The organism is Pontibacter mangrovi, from assembly GCF_006385705.1.
In the GTDB taxonomy this organism is placed as follows: Bacteria; Bacteroidota; Bacteroidia; order Cytophagales; family Hymenobacteraceae; genus Pontibacter; species Pontibacter mangrovi.
The window spans coordinates 86,217-101,448 of the sequence record NZ_VFRQ01000008.1 but is presented as its reverse complement, the minus strand read 5'-3'; the positions used below and the strand labels follow the sequence as shown (position 1 = coordinate 101,448).

The window sequence follows — 15,232 nt, the reverse complement described above, 5'->3', positions numbered from 1 at the left end:
AATGAAAAGACTGACCATCGTAATTTTTGTATTGATCATTGCCTCGTGCAGTAGTCGCTTCAGAAATGAATTTGAGGAGTTATTGAATGAACCTAATAATGCCTACTTCAGCAAGTATAAGTTGTTTGATGATGAAGATTATCTTTTAACTCTGACAACTATTGACACTACAGACTCATATGATGTAGATAAAAAAACAGTTGTTCTTCGGCTCATCAGAAACCTGAGTGGCAAGGTGGATACTGTGTTAGCAGATTCTTTATTTTCGAGGAATCATCCTGCCGCAGAGAAGGAGACAAAAATTAAGTTTTGTGACTTCAACTTTGACGGAATCAATGACATCTTGATACCAGCAGGAACGGATCCGAGGAGCAACTCTGGTTACTATTTGTATATAGTCTCCAACAAAAACATTGAATATGTGCAAGGCTTCAACGAAATAGGAAATCCAGAACCAGATTCTATTAACCATTTGATAGGAAGCTTAGTACTGGCCGGACCGCCTTTTTACAAGTTCTATGAAATTGGCAGCAAACTGGAACTTAAGGATCTGGGACATACCATCGGATTTGTTGATTTCACTAATGAAGACGTTGATTCTTTAGTGAAAGTAGAAGTAGAGTTAATTATGAAAGAAAAACAGCGCACAACAAATTCTATAAGGTAGCGATGCCACCTTATAGGATTTGTTGTGTATCAGAATTTATGAAAGCAAAACAAAGTATACCGATATCAATTGGTATAGTGCTGCTAAACAACTTGATCGGTCACTACTACGGTCCAAGCGGAATCACATTCACTCCTGCAGTAATTATTGCTGTGACTATAATCACTGGGCACTTTACTTTTGGACTAAAGCCTTACATGAAAACTATACTTATCATTTGGCTTATCGCATTGAATGACATCGGAATAAAGTTATATTCGGATGGAATGCATGATAATGTAGGGCAAAGTTTGGTTCTTCTTTATTTACTTATTGGAGCAATACCAGCTTTTGGTTTACTAGTATGGTCAATAGTAAAGGATAAAAATGAAGTAATGCTGAACAAGATGATCTCCATTGTTTTATTCCCAGTGCTTCTTATGTTGCATATTTACTTGTTTCAGGAGTTAGGACTTGGAAGATATTACTGAAGCACTAAAAATGTAAAAATCACACTACAATGAAACCTATAGAAGTATAAAGTCCCTAAACCGAAAAAGACCTGCCGCAAGCGCGACAGGCCTTTTTACATTACACAAAATAGCTGTTAGTTACCGCCAGTGCGGTTCAGCTCATCCAGGTTTACGTTACGCTTCTTCGATTCGAACTCGGAGCCTTTGTTGAAGCGGTAGCGGATGTTGAAGCGTACGCCGCGGGCACCGTGGTACTGCTCAATGGCGTTCACGTTTCCATTCAGCTCGGTGTCCACCTTCAGTATGCGGCTTCTAAAGATGTCGGTCACGTTCATGCTCAGGGTCAGCTTATCGTCCAGGAAGCTGCGCTTCAGGCCGGCATCCACCCACCACTGCTCGCCTACATTGTAAAGGCCGTATACCGCAGGGCTCTGGTAACTGCCGCCAACCTCCATCCGAATGCCGTGCGGCAGCATGATGTTGTTCGTGGTCTGGGCGATGGCCGTTACCTGGTCGTTTACCACCATCTCACCGTTGCGGGGGTGGGTAAACTCCTGGTACATCACGATGATGTTGTTGCTCACATCCCAGTTGTTGGAGACCTTGATCGGGGCCACCAGCGTGGCTCTGGCACTCTTCATGTTGCGCACGTTCTGCTGCTGGAACACGGTGGTGTTATCCTCCGGATTCTGCTCCGGCACCTCGGCTATAAAGTCTTCGGTGATGGAGTAGCCCAGGATCAGGTTATAGGTCTGCTTCAGCGTCTGCGTCACCTCAAAGGAGTTCGTGTACTGCGGTCTCAGCTGCGGGTTGCCCTGCGCCGAGGTATAAGGGTCCAGGTAGAAGATGAACGGGTTAAGCGCCTGGTAATTTGGCCGGTTAATGCGGCGACTATACTTGTAGCCGATCTGGTAGTTGTCGCTCACCTTCTGCTGCAGGAACACGCTTGGGAACAGATTCAGGTAGTTGCGGTCGGTCTTCTCGTTTTTGGTCAGGGAGTTGCCCCTGGAGTCGGTCTGCTCGGCTCGAAGGCCTGCCTGCAGGGTCCACTTCTCGCCCAGGCTGGTGTTTAGGTTCGCATAAGCCGCATAAATATTCTCTTTGTAGATGAAGTGGTTGCTGCGCTTTGGATCGAGTGTTTTGCGGGTATCTGCCTCCTCGTAAAACAAAAGCTCGTTATCCGACACCACATGGCTGGCCTTGGCGCCCAGCTCCAGTTTGGTTTTTTTCGAGAGCGGCTTGGTAAAGTCTACCTTGGCAGAGTAGATGTCATACTTGGTCGGGTTGTTGTTGCTCAGCATCTGCACCGAGTCAGGGGTGGTGGCAGGCAGCGTAAAGTACTGGTTATCAAAACCGGCTTTGTCGTGGCTGCTGATGTGCACATAATCCAGGTCTGAGGAGAGGGTCGTGCCGATCGTGTCTAGCTTGCCCAGGTAGTGCAGGTTAAACGTGCCGTTGCTGTAGGTGCCTTCGCCTTTGTTCATGGCATCAATGAACAGATCATCGGCCACGTTCGGGTCGCGCAGGTATGATTCGGTGTGGAAAAAGAAGTCAGTGCTGTTGGTGATAACGTTGGCCATGGCCCCGATGCTGTGCTTCTCGTTAAAGTCGTAGTCGGTGCCGATGCGCAGCGAGGGCTCAAAGCGCTCGTTTTCTTCACGGCCGGTCTGGTCGAACTTGCTGGTGCTGCCGTCCGGGTTCAGGAAGATGCGCTTCATCTCCATGTCGCGGTAGCGCTTGCGGCGGGCCAGGTCCAGGCTGCCGAAGGAGTTCCACTTGCCGCTCTTGTAGCTCATATCCGCCCCGGAAGTATAAGTGTTCACGTTGTTATACTGGTATCCGGCGTACACGCTGCCGTTCATGCCGGTGTCCACAGCCTTTTTCAGGTTGATGTTAATCACACCGCTGGCGCCTTCTGCATCAAACTTGGCAGAGGGGTTTGTGATGAGCTCCAGGTCCTTGATGTTCTCGGCAGACATGCCCTGCAACAGCGTCTGCAGCTCTTTGCCGGACAGGTAGCTGCGCTTGCCGTTGATCATCATCTGCACCCCCGACTTGCCGTTCAGCTGGATGTTGCCGTCCTGGTCCACCCACACGCCCGGCGATTTGGTGAGCACCTCGTAAGCCGTCGCGCCGCTGGCCAGGGCGGTACCCTCCACGCTCACCACCATTTTATCCGGCTCCGTGATAACCGTGGGGCGCATAGCCTGCACCTGCACCTCTTTCAGTGTTTTTACATCCTGCTTGAGTTGCAGCTTGCCAAAGTCCTTGGAAAAGTTTGCTGCCGTTACGTCAAAAGCCGGTGTCTGTAGCTCTACATAACCAAGGGCAGTAAGTTTCAGGAGGTACTTGCCTTTTGCCGGCGTCATGATCTGGAAGTTTCCGTCCATGTCGGCGATGGCGCCTGTTACCACCTTGGCTGTGGCTGCCTCCAGCACCGCCACATTTGCAAAGCCCAGCGGCTGCTCCTGGTCGTCCTGCACGGTGCCCGTCAGCATGCCGCCAGACTGTGCAAAGGTGTGGCTGCTACAGAGGAAAAAGAGAATTGCGAGGTAAACGTAAAATCTTTTCATGGTTTTATTTTGTGTAGTGTTGATAAATGGATCGTGCTGTAAAATTACTCTATAGTACTTTGTATAGCAAGGTACTGTTTTGGTTTTCTCTTGTCTTTTCGACGAACCGGAGGTTTTTGTCTTCCAACACCTGCCGTAAGCGTTAAAATTTTTCTTTTGGGGGCAGCCCTGAAACGGACTATACCCTACAGATGGCCCGGCGCCGCAAATGGTTGCCTGGGGATGAAGAAAAAAGGGGAGAGGATAGCTGATGGCTTTGAAAGTGAGGTTCTTGCAAAGTATGGCGTCAGCATAAAAACAAAAAAGCGAAAGGCTCTGAGAACCCTTCGCTTCTGCTTTTCAGGCATTTTATACTTAGTCCAGTACTTCTTCGGTGCTGCCGCACTTCAGCATTTTGTCGCCAAAGTATGGGTTGCGGATTTCCTCGTTGGAGCTTAGCCAATAAGCGCCTTTATCATTCATGGCCATCGGGCAGTGCTGGTAATATAGTTTCTGGTCGTTTGCGTTAAATGCCTTGGCCATAGAAAATATCGCCTCCGACAGCGCCTCCAGGTTTTCGCGCTGGGCCTCTACATCGCCGGCGCCGGCTATACTTGTCGCGCTGCTCACAATGCTGGCGGTTTTTTCCTCTGCATACGTTTTAGCCTCCGCATCAGAGAGCGTGGCAACAGGCATGGCTTTGGCAACAGTTAGTACCTGGTTTGCGGCAGTTTTCGCGGCATTTGCGTCAGCGGCTACCAGGGCATCTTTCAAATTCAAGTACTCGCTGATCAGCTGGCCTATCTGTGTTTTCACCGGCTCCGCCATGTGGGCAAAATCCGGTGTTTCCACTACAGCGGCGCTGGCTTCTTCGGCAGCCATGTCTTCGTGCTGCATTTCCCCGTGCTGCCCGGCTGTGGCTTCAGCGTTCTCAGTTTTGCTCTCGGAGCAGGAGGTAAAGGTAAAGGCTGCTAGCACAGCGGCTGCAAAAAGTGTCTTTTTCATCGTCTGGATTTTAAAAGTTTAGAAGTATAAAGTTACAGATTGAGTTGTTGTAGCGCCACAAAAGCGAGCGCAAGTATAAGTGTGGCATACAGTATCCACCGCAGCCATGGCTTTCGCGGCTGGTTATCGTTCTCGGTTTGGCAGCATTCCTTCATGGTGTCCTATCATTTAATGCGCGTGGCTCTGTACCGGTGCCGGCTGCGCTTGCGGGGCCGTCTGGTTTGGCCGGTACGTCTGCTCTGTTTCGCCGCAGCTCAGCATGGCCTCGCCAAAGTATGGGTTGCGGATATCCTTTTGTTCGCTCAGCCAGTAGGCGCCCTTGTCGCCCAGCGCCATCGGGCACTTCTGCTTGTACACAACCTCTTTGTTCGTGCCGAAAGTTTCCACGGCCTCTATCAGGCGGTCAGAAAGCGGCGAAAAGGCAGCGCGTTGTTTTTCCAGGGTGCTGCTTTCCTGAATCTGTTCTGTGTTTGCGGCCAGGGCTGGCTGCAGTTCCATCCATTTGGCGTGGGTGCTGCCGTCCAGCAGGCTCATGTCTACCTGGCCCAGCGTCTGCTGCAAGTCAGCGGCGGCCTTTTGGGCTGCTGTCGCATCAGAGGCCACCAGGGCGTTCTTCAGTGTATAGTATGACGTTACCAGCGCCCCCAACTGTTCCTGAAAAGCAGCAGGCACCTTCATTTGTTTGTTCTCCGGCGACGACATCATACTATAGTTGCCGCTCAGTTGGGCGGCCCCGTCTACGGCAAACACACCGTTGGTCACCACCTGCTCACCCTCCTGCAGGCCCGACTGGATGAGGTACGTGTCGCCGAGGCTTGGCCCCAGCGTAACTTCGCGCATCTCAAAGGCAGGCGTTTCATGGTCGATGGCTTTTACATACACCACAGAGCGTTTGCCGGTCCAGAGCACGGCGGTGCGGGGCACGGCCAGGCCTTTGGTGGCTTTTGCGGTTTTGGCTGATGATTTGATACGGGCGTTCACAAACATGCCGGGCTTCAGCTGCCTATCCGGATTTGCCACCTCGGCTCTTACCTGCACGGCGCGGGTACCGGCGTCCAGCACCGGCGTCACGAACTGCACTTTGGCGCTATACTCCTGGCCCGGTATAGCAGGCACGGTAAAGTCTACCATCGCACCTTCCTGCACCCGCGACAAGTCAGTTTCATAGGCATCCAGCACCACCCACACCGACGACAGGTTGCTTACCTCGAACAGCACCGAGCCGGTGCTTACGTAATCGCCCACGGCCACCATGCGCCCGGTTACCACACCGCTCACATCGGCATAAATATCAAAACTGGTCAGGGCTTTCCGGGTGCTTTCGATCTGCTGAATCTGTTTGCTGCTCAGGTTCCAGAGGCGCAGTTTGGCTTTGGCTGCCTCATAAAGCTCGGGCATAATGTCTTTGGCTTTGGCCGCCTCCTGCAGCTCGCGCTGTGCCGTTACCAGCTCCGGGGAGTATACTGACGCCAAACGTTCTCCTTTGCGCACTTCCTGGCCGGTAAAGTTTACGTAGAGTTGCTCGATGCGTCCCGGAAATTTGGCCGTGATGGATGACACTGCTTTTTCATTCTGCTGGATGGTGCCGGTCAGCATCAGCTCACTCGCGGCGTCTGCAGCTTGTACGGGCGTGGTCTGTATGTTGGCCAGCGCCACAGCCTCCGCCGACATTTCCAGCACGTAGGGGCTGGCCTGCGCAGTTTTGTTGCCTGTCGCCGTTACCGGAATCAGGTCCATGCCGCAGATGGGGCATTTGCCGGGCTCGTTCTGCCGGATCTGCGGGTGCATGGAACAGGTATACTCCGTGACGCCAGCTGTTTCAGCGGCATGGCTGTGGCTTTCCTCAGCGGCCCTGCCTCCAAAGATCAGCCAGCCCACCAGCAGGCCGCCCAGCGCGATGAGCAAATATGTAACAAGTTGTTTATTTCGTGGTTTCATCTGTTTATCCAGTAGATAAAGGTTTAGAAAGCTCCCTGAACTGCAGGGGTGTATTTTTTAGTTGTCGCTGTTCATCAGGCGGTTAATGGCCGATACGGCTATATGCTGATCGGTAACGGCCTGCAGCAGCTGCTGCTTGTAACCAAGTATGGCCTGCCGCTGCCGCAGTATTTCCTCTATGCCGGTGCCTGCCACGCTGTAGTTGGTGGTCAGCAGCCGGATGGCATGCTCGTTCAGCCTGATCTGCTCTTCTAATAACTGGAGCGTGCTGCTGGCACGCTGGTAGTCATACAACAGCCCGCTCAGCTCCGCTAACAGCATGTTCTCTGCTGATTCCCGGTTAGCCACGGCGGCAGCCTGTGCAAATTCCGCCTCTTTTTGGGCCGCTTTATACTTTTTACGGTAGATCGGCAGCGTCACGGAAACCATGGGCATCACCATGTTGTCGCCGCCCATGGGCATTTGCGTCATTTCATCGGTGCGGGGCTTGTACACCATGTAGCTCAGCCCAAGCCCGATCATCGGCTTTCCCATTAGCCTGGCCATGCGCAACTGCGCCTCACGTGCCTTCTCGTCCCACTCATACATCTTCAGCATCGGGTGGTTCTGCCTGATCGAGTCCTGGATAAGGGCCAGGGAGGCTGGCAGGGCCACAGGCTCCAGCGTATCCGCTAGCTGCACGTGTTGGTTTAGGTCGCGGTTAAGCATGCTGTTGAAGGCTGCCTCTTTCGGTTTTTTGGAATCGCGGAGCAGTTGCAGCCGGTTCTCCAGGTCTTTTACCTGCACCCGTATCAGTATCACATCCACCATCGAGGTGCCCGACGACGAAGCCATCAGGGCCATACTTCCGCTGCTCATACTTGCCTGCCCGGAAGTACTTGCTGTGTTGCCGCCTGCAGCGCCACTTCCCATGCCGGCCATGCCGGAAGAAGTGCTATTGCCGCTACCTGGTGCCGCCGGTGCCTCAGTGCCGGAGCGGGAGGCGCCGGAAGCGTTGTCTGCGGGGGCAGCTTTATACTTGGCCAGCGCTACCCGCTCCAGTGCCTGCATTATTTCCAGCTCCCGCTCCAGTAGCTTTATGTCCTCGTCTATCTGGTACAGCGAGAGCCAGGTGCTGCGCACGGTGTGGTATAGGTTAAGCTTGGCTTCGATAAAAGAGGCGAACTTCATCTGGGCCATATATTCTGCCTCTGTTTTGGCTGCCTCCAACGACCCGAACCACGGGAACATCTGCATTACCGACACATCGCCCACCTGCTTTCCCATAAACCGCTCCATCGGCTTTAGCAACACATTAAAGGTGGCTTCCGGGTCGGGGAGGGAGCCGGCCTGCGGCACTTTCTGCAGTGCCGCCTGGTACTCGGCGTAGCGGGCTTTCAACTGCGGGTTGTTTTCGCCTGCCGTCACCAGGTACTCCTCCAGCGTCTGTGCCTGCGTCAAAGCGCTGATCGCCAGTAGAAAAAGTATACTCAGGATGCTCTTTTTCATAACGTCTCGTTCTTTAATTTGAGTTCTTCGCGCCAGCTATACAGCACCGGCACAATAAACAGCGTGATCAGGGCCACTGTCATGCCCCCAAACGTAGGGATGGCCATCGGCACCATGATGTCAGACCCACGGCCAGTGGAGGTGAGCACGGGCAACAGGGCCAGTAGGGTAGTGGCAGTGGTCATCAGGCAAGGCCTTACGCGGCGTATGCCTGCCTCCAGCACCGCCTCGCGCACCTGTTTCCGCGACTCGGGATTGAAATTCTCAAAGCGCTGTTTCAGGTAAGTGCCCATCACTACGCCGTCGTCGGTGGCAATGCCGAAGAGGGCGATGAAGCCCACCCACACAGCCACGCTCAGGTTAAAAGTGCGCATCTGAAAGAGCTCCCGCATGTTAGTGTCTCCGAAGGAGAAGTTGAGGAACCAATCCTGCCCATAAAGCCACAGCATCATAAAACCTCCCGAAAAGGCCATGGCAATGGAGGTGAAAATGAACAAGGACGTCCAGACGGAGCGGAACTGGAAGTATAAAATCAGAAAGATGATGAGCAGGCAGAGCGGAATGATCAGGGCCAGGCGCTGCGATGCCCGTACCTGGTTCTCGTAGTTGCCCGAGAATTTATAGCTTACCCCCGCCGGCACCTGCAGCTCTCCGGAAGCGATCTTCTGATTCAGGTAGCGCTGCGCATCCTCCACCACCGTTACCTCGGCAAAACCGTCCTGCTTGTCTAGCAGCACGTAGCCGGTCAAAAAGGAATTTTCTCCCCGGATCATCATCGGGCCCGGACGGTATACTACTTTGGCCAGTTCTCCCAGCGGCACCTGCGCACCGCCGGCCGTGGAGATCAGGATGCGGTCTACTGCCTCCGGGGTGTTTCTGTACTCGCGGGCATAGCGGGCACGGATGGCGTAGCGCTCGCGGCCCTCCACGGTCGTAGACAAGGCCATACCGCCCATTGCTACCTCAATGTACTCCTGCACATCGGCCACATTCAACCCATAGCGGGCCATGGCACGGCGGTCCAGCTCTATCTCCAGGTATGGCTTACCCAGCGAGCGGTCCGCAAACACGGCCTCCGGCTTAACCGATGGCACCTCTTTCAGGTAACGCTCCAACTGCAGGCTGAAATCCTCGATGGTCTGCAGGTCCGGGCCGTATACTTTTATGCCCATCGGGGCGCGCATGCCTGTCTGCAGCATCACCAGCCGTGTTTCGATGGGCTGCAGTTTCGGGGCAGAGGTAACTCCCGGAATGTTGGCTGCCTGCACGATCTCGTTCCAGATGTCATCGGGGCTCTGGATGTGGTCGCGCCACTGCCGGAAGTACTCCCCTTTTTCATCCTCTATCAACGCGCCTGCCTCATCCCGCACAAACTTGCCGTCTTCATCTACCTTAAAGCGCAGCCGTTGGCCCTTGGCATCGGTTTTATACTCTGATTTATACTGGATAATGTTCTCATACATCGACATGGGGGCCGGGTCCAGCGCCGTTTCTGCGCGGCCAGCCTTGCCCACTGCCATTTCTATCTCGGGTATGGCCGAGATGAGCAGGTCCAGCTGCTGCACAATGCGCCTGTTCGCCTCCACTCCCGAGTGCGGCATCGATGTCGGCATCAGCAGGAAGGCACCTTCGTCCAGCGACGGCATAAACTCTTCGCCCATACCGGGGAAAGTATGCACAATTCCGCTCCACAGAGAAGTAGTGCGAACGTTAAGGCCGGTTTTGTCCAGCCCGCTTGCCACCCAACCGAACACGCCGTTAAAGCCCAGCCATACATTTAGCCCAAGGAGCATAATAAAGGCGGGCAGGAGCATAAAGGCTGCTTTGTGGTGGAGGCACCACATAAGTATGCGGGGATAGGCCCCGATAAACAAGGCAAAGGTGCCCAGCACCAGTCCGATGACGATGAGGATGAAAAGAAAGTTGACGATCAGGCTAACGGAGGCGCCCAGCGGCATCCAGTTCTCGGCCAGCAGCCACGAGACAGCCAGCACGGCAATGCCTACCATCACCGGCGTGTTATAATTTGCAAACGGCATAGGGCGAAAGTATGCCAGCAAATTATTGGCCCCCACCAGTATAAGCACCACGCCCGCCAGCGGAAGTATAAACAAGGCGATTGCGCCCAATGCCAGCAGGAACCAGTTCAGCAGGTTTACCCGTGACTTATTGCCAGCTTTTAGCCCGAACACAGCATGAGCAAAGGCCGGCATGATCAGGATGGTGAAGATAAGGGACGCCACAAGGGCAAAGGTCTTGGTAAAGGCCAGCGGCCCAAACAGTTTTCCTTCGGCGGCCTGCATGGTAAACACCGGCAGAAAACTGACGATGGTGGTGGAAACGGCCGTGATAATGGCTGTGGCTACCTCTGTGGTGGCATTGTAAACTGTTTTCATCAACGGCTGTTCCGGCGGGGCCTCGTCCAGATGGCGCAGGATGTTCTCGTTCAGAATAATGCCCAAATCCACCATGGTGCCTATGGCAATGGCAATGCCCGACAGCGCCACAATGTTGGCATCCACGTTAAACTGTTTCATCATGATAAAGGTCATGAGCATAGCCAATGGCAGCAGGGCCGAAATGAGCAGCGAGGCGCGCAGGTTGTACACCATCACGATGATCACGATGATGGTGATCAGTATCTGAAGTATGATCGCTTCGTTCAGGGTGCCCAGCGTTTCGTGGATGAGCTGGGTGCGGTCGTAGAACGGCACTACGGTTACTTTGGAGGTGCGTCCGTCGGCCAGTTTCTTAGAAGGCAAGCCGGCGGCGATCTCGTCCAGCTTCTCCTTCACGTTGTTGATCACGGCCAGCGGATTGTCGCCATAGCGGGCAATGACCACGCCTCCCACAGCCTCAGCACCGCCTTTGTCCAGGATACCGAGCATAGAGCGGTCGGCCGGGCCGATGTTTACGTGGGCAATGTCGCGGATGCGGATCGGAACGTTGTTTGTTACCTTCACGACCGCCTGCTCAATATCCTCCAGGTCTTTTACATAGCCCAGGCCACGCACCAGGTACTCTACCTGGTTTATTTCCACGGTGTTGGCGCCTACATCCTGGTTGCTGTTTTTCAGCGTGTTCATCACCTCCATCATCGAGATGTTGTTGGCCTTCATGGCTGCAGGGTCCAGGTCTACCTGATACTCTTTTATGTAGCCGCCCACAGAGGCCACTTCTGCCACCCCCTCGGCACCCGACAGGGCATAGCGCACATAAAAATCCTGGATCGTGCGCAGCTCGTGCAGGTCCCAGCCACCGGCGGGTTTGCCGTTTTCGTCACGCCCTTCCAAAGTATACCAGTATACCTGTCCCAATGCCGTGGCATCCGGACCAAGCTTTGGCGTCACTTCCTCGGGCAGCAGGTCGGCGGGTAGGGAGTTGAGCTTCTCCAGAATGCGGGAGCGGCTCCAGTAGTATTCCGTGTCCTCATCAAAAATGACGTAGATGCTGGAAAAGCCGAACATAGAGGTTGAGCGGATGGTCTTTACACCCGGCATACCCAATAGGGAAGTGGTAAGCGGATAGGTGATCTGGTCCTCCACGTCCTGCGGAGAGCGGCCCATCCACTCGGTAAAAATGATCTGCTGGTTCTCCCCAATATCCGGAATGGCGTCTACGGGAACAGGGTCGTTGGGCAGAAAAGGAACATTCCAGTTGAACGGCGCCACGATGATGCCCCAGCCAACGATGAGGAGAAGGAGCAGCACCGTAACGAGTTTCTGCTCCAGAAAAAACTTAATAATGCTGTTTAACATGCCTTATTCGATTGAAAACATAGATGTATGGCTACCAAAAGGGCAGCAACAAACTACACCAGCCGCAGCGGCAGGCAGAAATCGAAAAAGGATAGGTTTATAGAAGGAAGGACTGCACCAGCACGGGTATGTCGCGGGCCAGTGGGGGAGACTCGTAAAGGGCGTAAGTCGGTTTGAAATCCGCTTCCGGTGCAAACCACTGCAGTACCAACACCTTAACGGCTGCGATAAACTTTATGTCCTGCAGCTTATTCAGCGTAACAGACTTGTGGTCTGAGGCCGCGTCGTGGCGCTCAATCTTTACCTGATGGTCTTTGCAGCAGTCATCGCTGGATTTCTGGGAGGAGGCGTGGCAGGCAGGCAGCTCCGCCTTGGGCACATCCATCGGGCAATCTGCCTCAGCCCCGAAGAAGGTCACATCGCGCAGTTCGCCGCCGCAAATATGCATACCCACCGCCATACCCGTCGAGGAGACGAGCACCAGCAGCGTGAGCGTGAGCAATATGATCCGGCGGTAAAGGTTCATGTGTTACAAGGTATGCTACAAAGGTAAACCCTGTGTGGCAAGATGTGTTACAAAATTAGCAAAAAGATTTATAGAATTTGAGCTTGTGGGCCGTAAGCAGCCCCTGCAATGGTTTGAAAATTATCTCCTTAGTTAAACTCTGCGCAGTCGCCTGTTGGCACGTAAACTCCGCCTGCCTGCTGGTATACTACGCGCGCGCCCAGGTGCCCGGCATAGGTTAATAAGCCAGTGCCTACCAGCATCAGCAAAAGCACTAGTACTTGCAAAAGCCGTGGCTTAAATTTGAGCAGGCCGCTTCGGAGCGCTACATCGGCGAGGGCAGCTGCCGTGAAAGTATACGTTAGGAGTTGGGCATAGATCTCGTGGTCCTTCAGCACAGTCGGGTCGCAGAGCTTCCGGGAAACGACGCCATCAGCCATGTCGCCGGTAAACAGGCTTAGCCAGGCTGCCAGGGTGCCGAAGTATAGCAAGAAAGAGCCCGTCTTCTGCCAGAAATCAGCAGAAGCGGGCTTTAAAAAGATAGCGAATAATTTTACGAGGGTGGCAAACGTGAGCAGCGCAACTGGGAAGTGCACCGTCAGCGGATGCCATACTTCGGTTCGCCAGAATGTCGGTTCGGTCATGCTATTCCAGAATTCTCACGGCAATAGGGTCCAGGCGCTGGCCTACTTTCTCTACTTCCACTTCCACTTTTCCACCTTCTTTCAGCTGGTCAAAGGCTACAGTCTCACCGTTTCTGGTAAGCGTGGTGCTCTCGGTAAAGTATAATTCCAGGCGCTGGTTGTCGTCTGTTTTTACGTATATCTCAGATTTCTCCGGCTCTACTTCATCAATGGTGCCCTGGTAAGTACCAGATTCTACAACATCTGTTCCTTCCTGGCAGGAATACAGAAACGGGATGATAAAAAGGAAAGCCAGCAGAATTGGTTTGATACGCTTCATAGTTATTTGTTTTAGATTATTTGATTGATGTTTAAAGCTACATATTCAGGCGCTACTATACAAGCTATGGCAAGAGCATCCCCGGCAGCTACTGCGTACGGAAAAAGCAAGGAGAAGGTGATGTTGCTGCGCAGAGCTTGTGCTCTCAGCTCGCTATAGGGGAGCCGAATAAACGGCAGAAGACCTTGACCTGCAACAGATCATGCCCTTGAACACTTGCTGAAATTGCTGCAGGGCCGGTGCAGCTACAGAGCATCAAGCCGCTACTTTGCCACGAATGCCGGTGCCGATGAAAAAATGTTCTGGATGGCATCTACTAGCGCGGCCGGGTATACCCCCACCAGCACCAGCAGCAGCGTTAGCACAGCCAGCGTACCCACACTGGCCAGGTATATGGACGGACGAAGACGTTCGCGCGGCTCAGCTTCGGCCTCCGGTTGCTGAAACATCACCGCAATGATCTTAATATAATAGTATAAGCCGATAATGCTGTTTAGCACCAGCATTGAAACGAGCAGCCATTGTTGGGTGTTGACGCCGGCGGCAAGAATGTAGAACTTGCCCACAAACCCGGCGGTAAGCGGAATGCCGGCCAGCGAGAGCAGCATGGCAGTGAAAGCCGTAGCGGTCCAGGGGCGGCGCCAGAGCAGGCTGCGGTAATCCTCCAGCAGCTCAGCATCCCGCTCAGTGTCGGATAACATGGCCACTACGCCAAAGGCCCCCACAGTTGTGATGAAGTATGCCACCAGGTAAAAAGTAATGGCCTCCACACCCATTTGGTTGCCAGCCAAGAATGCCACCAACAGATAACCCAGGTGTGAGATAGAGGAGTACGCCAGAATACGCTTCACATTGGTCTGCATCAGCGCCAGCAGGTTACCCGCGATCATGGAGGCGATGGCTACGATGGTAAAAATAGTAAGGAGGGTGGGATAGCGAAAACCGTCCACTTCCATGAAAAAGCGAATCAGGATGCCCAGCACGCCCGCCTTGGAAACGGTGGCGATAAAAGCCGTGACCGGTGCCGGGGCACCTTCGTATACATCCGGCGTCCACATGTGGAAGGGCACCACGCTCAGCTTAAAGCCGATGCCCACGATCATCATCCCAAAGCCTGTTAGCAGCAGGAGGGGGAGCGTCGGCAAGTCGGTGATGGCTGCGGCAATGCCGCCAAAGCTCATGGTGCCCAGGCTGAAGTATACCAGCGCCATGCCGAAGAGCAAAAAGGCAGAAGAGAAGGCAGCCAGTATGAGGTATTTTACGCCTGCCTCATCGGAGTGCTCGCGGCCCCTTAAGTAGGAAATGAGTGAGTATAAAGCCACGCTCAGGACCTCCAGCCCCAGGAACAACGAGGCAAAGTGCGTACTGATGACGAGCGTGCAGGCGCCCAAAGTAGAGAGGATCAACAGGATGTAATACTCCTCCTTCTGTTCCTCCCGCTGTTCGAAGTAGGCATAAGAGAGCATACTGATGAGCAAAGACGTCGCCAGGATCAGGCCAATGTAAAACACGCCAAAGCTATCGATTACGAAAAGCGGGTCTATCGTATAGGCTGTAATCCCCCGCAATTCAAACAGCGAGAGGAAAGCCGCCACAAACGACACCGCCGTGATGACATAGATGATCTTGTGGTTTCGCCAGGCCGCTACCACCAGCATGTTCACAAGGGCAGCCACCGTAAGTATGATGAGCGGCATCAGGTACAGGAAGTCTGTTTGGGTCATGGCGTTTGTGATTTGGAGATTTGAAGATTTGAAGATGCTCTCAAATTTTATGTTTATGGCGCGAGCGTCCGCGCTCGTGTCGCATTATAGTTTGGGCCTCCGGCCCAGTCGGATTGCAAATCCGGCTTTATAGTTAGGCACGGGTTGCTAGCCCGCGCCAGCAAACAAAAAATATCATCC

General features: G+C 53.5%; 11 protein-coding genes. 2 read left to right on the top strand and 9 right to left on the bottom strand.

Features of this window, described 5'->3' with window-relative positions; translation table 11 throughout:
• The first annotated feature begins 1 nt into the window (after position 1).
• Together FJM65_RS15335 and FJM65_RS15330 are read left to right on the top strand one after the other, a co-directional pair.
• Complete coding sequence (locus tag FJM65_RS15335) at positions 2 to 667, top strand: XAC2610-related protein (protein WP_140622432.1); 666 nt, start codon at positions 2 to 4, stop codon at positions 665 to 667.
• Between the two features lie 38 nt (positions 668 to 705).
• Entirely contained in the window at positions 706 to 1,137 is a 432-nt protein-coding gene (locus FJM65_RS15330) for a hypothetical protein (RefSeq protein WP_140622431.1), read from the top strand.
• A 116-nt stretch (positions 1,138 to 1,253) separates the two neighbouring features.
• Here FJM65_RS15330 and FJM65_RS15325 read toward each other — a convergent pair whose 3' ends face one another.
• From FJM65_RS15325 to FJM65_RS15285, 9 genes are all read right to left on the bottom strand, one after another.
• Positions 1,254 to 3,692, bottom strand: a complete 2,439-nt coding sequence (locus tag FJM65_RS15325; protein WP_140622430.1) for an outer membrane beta-barrel family protein — start codon at positions 3,690 to 3,692, stop codon at positions 1,254 to 1,256.
• Positions 3,693 to 4,046: 354 nt separating this feature from the next.
• Positions 4,047 to 4,676: a DUF3347 domain-containing protein gene (locus tag FJM65_RS15320; protein ID WP_140622429.1), complete on the bottom strand. Its 630-nt coding sequence runs from the start codon at positions 4,674 to 4,676 to the stop codon at positions 4,047 to 4,049.
• Positions 4,677 to 4,844: 168 nt separating this feature from the next.
• Positions 4,845 to 6,614: an efflux RND transporter periplasmic adaptor subunit gene (locus FJM65_RS15315; RefSeq protein WP_140622428.1), complete on the bottom strand. Its 1,770-nt coding sequence runs from the start codon at positions 6,612 to 6,614 to the stop codon at positions 4,845 to 4,847.
• Between the two features lie 57 nt (positions 6,615 to 6,671).
• Positions 6,672 to 8,102, bottom strand: a complete 1,431-nt coding sequence (locus FJM65_RS15310; RefSeq protein ID WP_140622427.1) for a TolC family protein — start codon at positions 8,100 to 8,102, stop codon at positions 6,672 to 6,674.
• A complete protein-coding gene (locus FJM65_RS15305) occupies positions 8,099 to 11,860 on the bottom strand; it encodes an efflux RND transporter permease subunit (protein ID WP_140622426.1) in 3,762 nt (1,253 codons plus the stop codon). The genes FJM65_RS15310 and FJM65_RS15305 overlap by 4 nt, the downstream gene beginning before the upstream one ends.
• Before the next feature lie 97 nt (positions 11,861 to 11,957).
• Positions 11,958 to 12,386, bottom strand: a complete 429-nt coding sequence (locus tag FJM65_RS15300) for an HYC_CC_PP family protein (RefSeq protein WP_140622425.1) — start codon at positions 12,384 to 12,386, stop codon at positions 11,958 to 11,960.
• Between the two features lie 128 nt (positions 12,387 to 12,514).
• The gene (locus FJM65_RS15295; protein WP_140622424.1) at positions 12,515 to 13,009 is read right to left on the bottom strand and encodes a DUF2231 domain-containing protein; all 495 of its coding nucleotides are present in this window, start codon (positions 13,007 to 13,009) and stop codon (positions 12,515 to 12,517) included.
• A 1-nt stretch (position 13,010) separates the two neighbouring features.
• Positions 13,011 to 13,328 carry a hypothetical protein gene (locus FJM65_RS15290; RefSeq protein ID WP_140622423.1) on the bottom strand — a complete coding sequence of 106 codons (318 nt, stop codon included), beginning with the start codon at positions 13,326 to 13,328 and terminating at the stop codon, positions 13,011 to 13,013.
• 263 nt (positions 13,329 to 13,591) lie between these two features.
• Positions 13,592 to 15,052 carry an NADH-quinone oxidoreductase subunit N gene (locus FJM65_RS15285; RefSeq protein ID WP_140622422.1) on the bottom strand — a complete coding sequence of 487 codons (1,461 nt, stop codon included), beginning with the start codon at positions 15,050 to 15,052 and terminating at the stop codon, positions 13,592 to 13,594.
• Positions 15,053 to 15,232: the final 180 nt, after the last annotated feature.

Bases quoted from the DNA above. Each gene is read 5' to 3' on its own strand.
- FJM65_RS15285 (WP_140622422.1), bottom strand. From the start codon at position 15,052: ATGACCCAAACAGACTTCCTGTACCTGATGCCGCTCATCATACTTACG.
- FJM65_RS15290 (WP_140622423.1), bottom strand. From the start codon at position 13,328: ATGAAGCGTATCAAACCAATTCTGCTGGCTTTCCTTTTTATCATCCCG.
- FJM65_RS15325 (WP_140622430.1), bottom strand. From the start codon at position 3,692: ATGAAAAGATTTTACGTTTACCTCGCAATTCTCTTTTTCCTCTGTAGC.
- FJM65_RS15320 (WP_140622429.1), bottom strand. From the start codon at position 4,676: ATGAAAAAGACACTTTTTGCAGCCGCTGTGCTAGCAGCCTTTACCTTT.
- FJM65_RS15305 (WP_140622426.1), bottom strand. From the start codon at position 11,860: ATGTTAAACAGCATTATTAAGTTTTTTCTGGAGCAGAAACTCGTTACG.
- FJM65_RS15300 (WP_140622425.1), bottom strand. From the start codon at position 12,386: ATGAACCTTTACCGCCGGATCATATTGCTCACGCTCACGCTGCTGGTG.
- FJM65_RS15330 (WP_140622431.1), top strand. From the start codon at position 706: ATGAAAGCAAAACAAAGTATACCGATATCAATTGGTATAGTGCTGCTA.
- FJM65_RS15310 (WP_140622427.1), bottom strand. From the start codon at position 8,102: ATGAAAAAGAGCATCCTGAGTATACTTTTTCTACTGGCGATCAGCGCT.
- FJM65_RS15295 (WP_140622424.1), bottom strand. From the start codon at position 13,009: ATGACCGAACCGACATTCTGGCGAACCGAAGTATGGCATCCGCTGACG.
- FJM65_RS15335 (WP_140622432.1), top strand. From the start codon at position 2: ATGAAAAGACTGACCATCGTAATTTTTGTATTGATCATTGCCTCGTGC.
- FJM65_RS15315 (WP_140622428.1), bottom strand. From the start codon at position 6,614: ATGAAACCACGAAATAAACAACTTGTTACATATTTGCTCATCGCGCTG.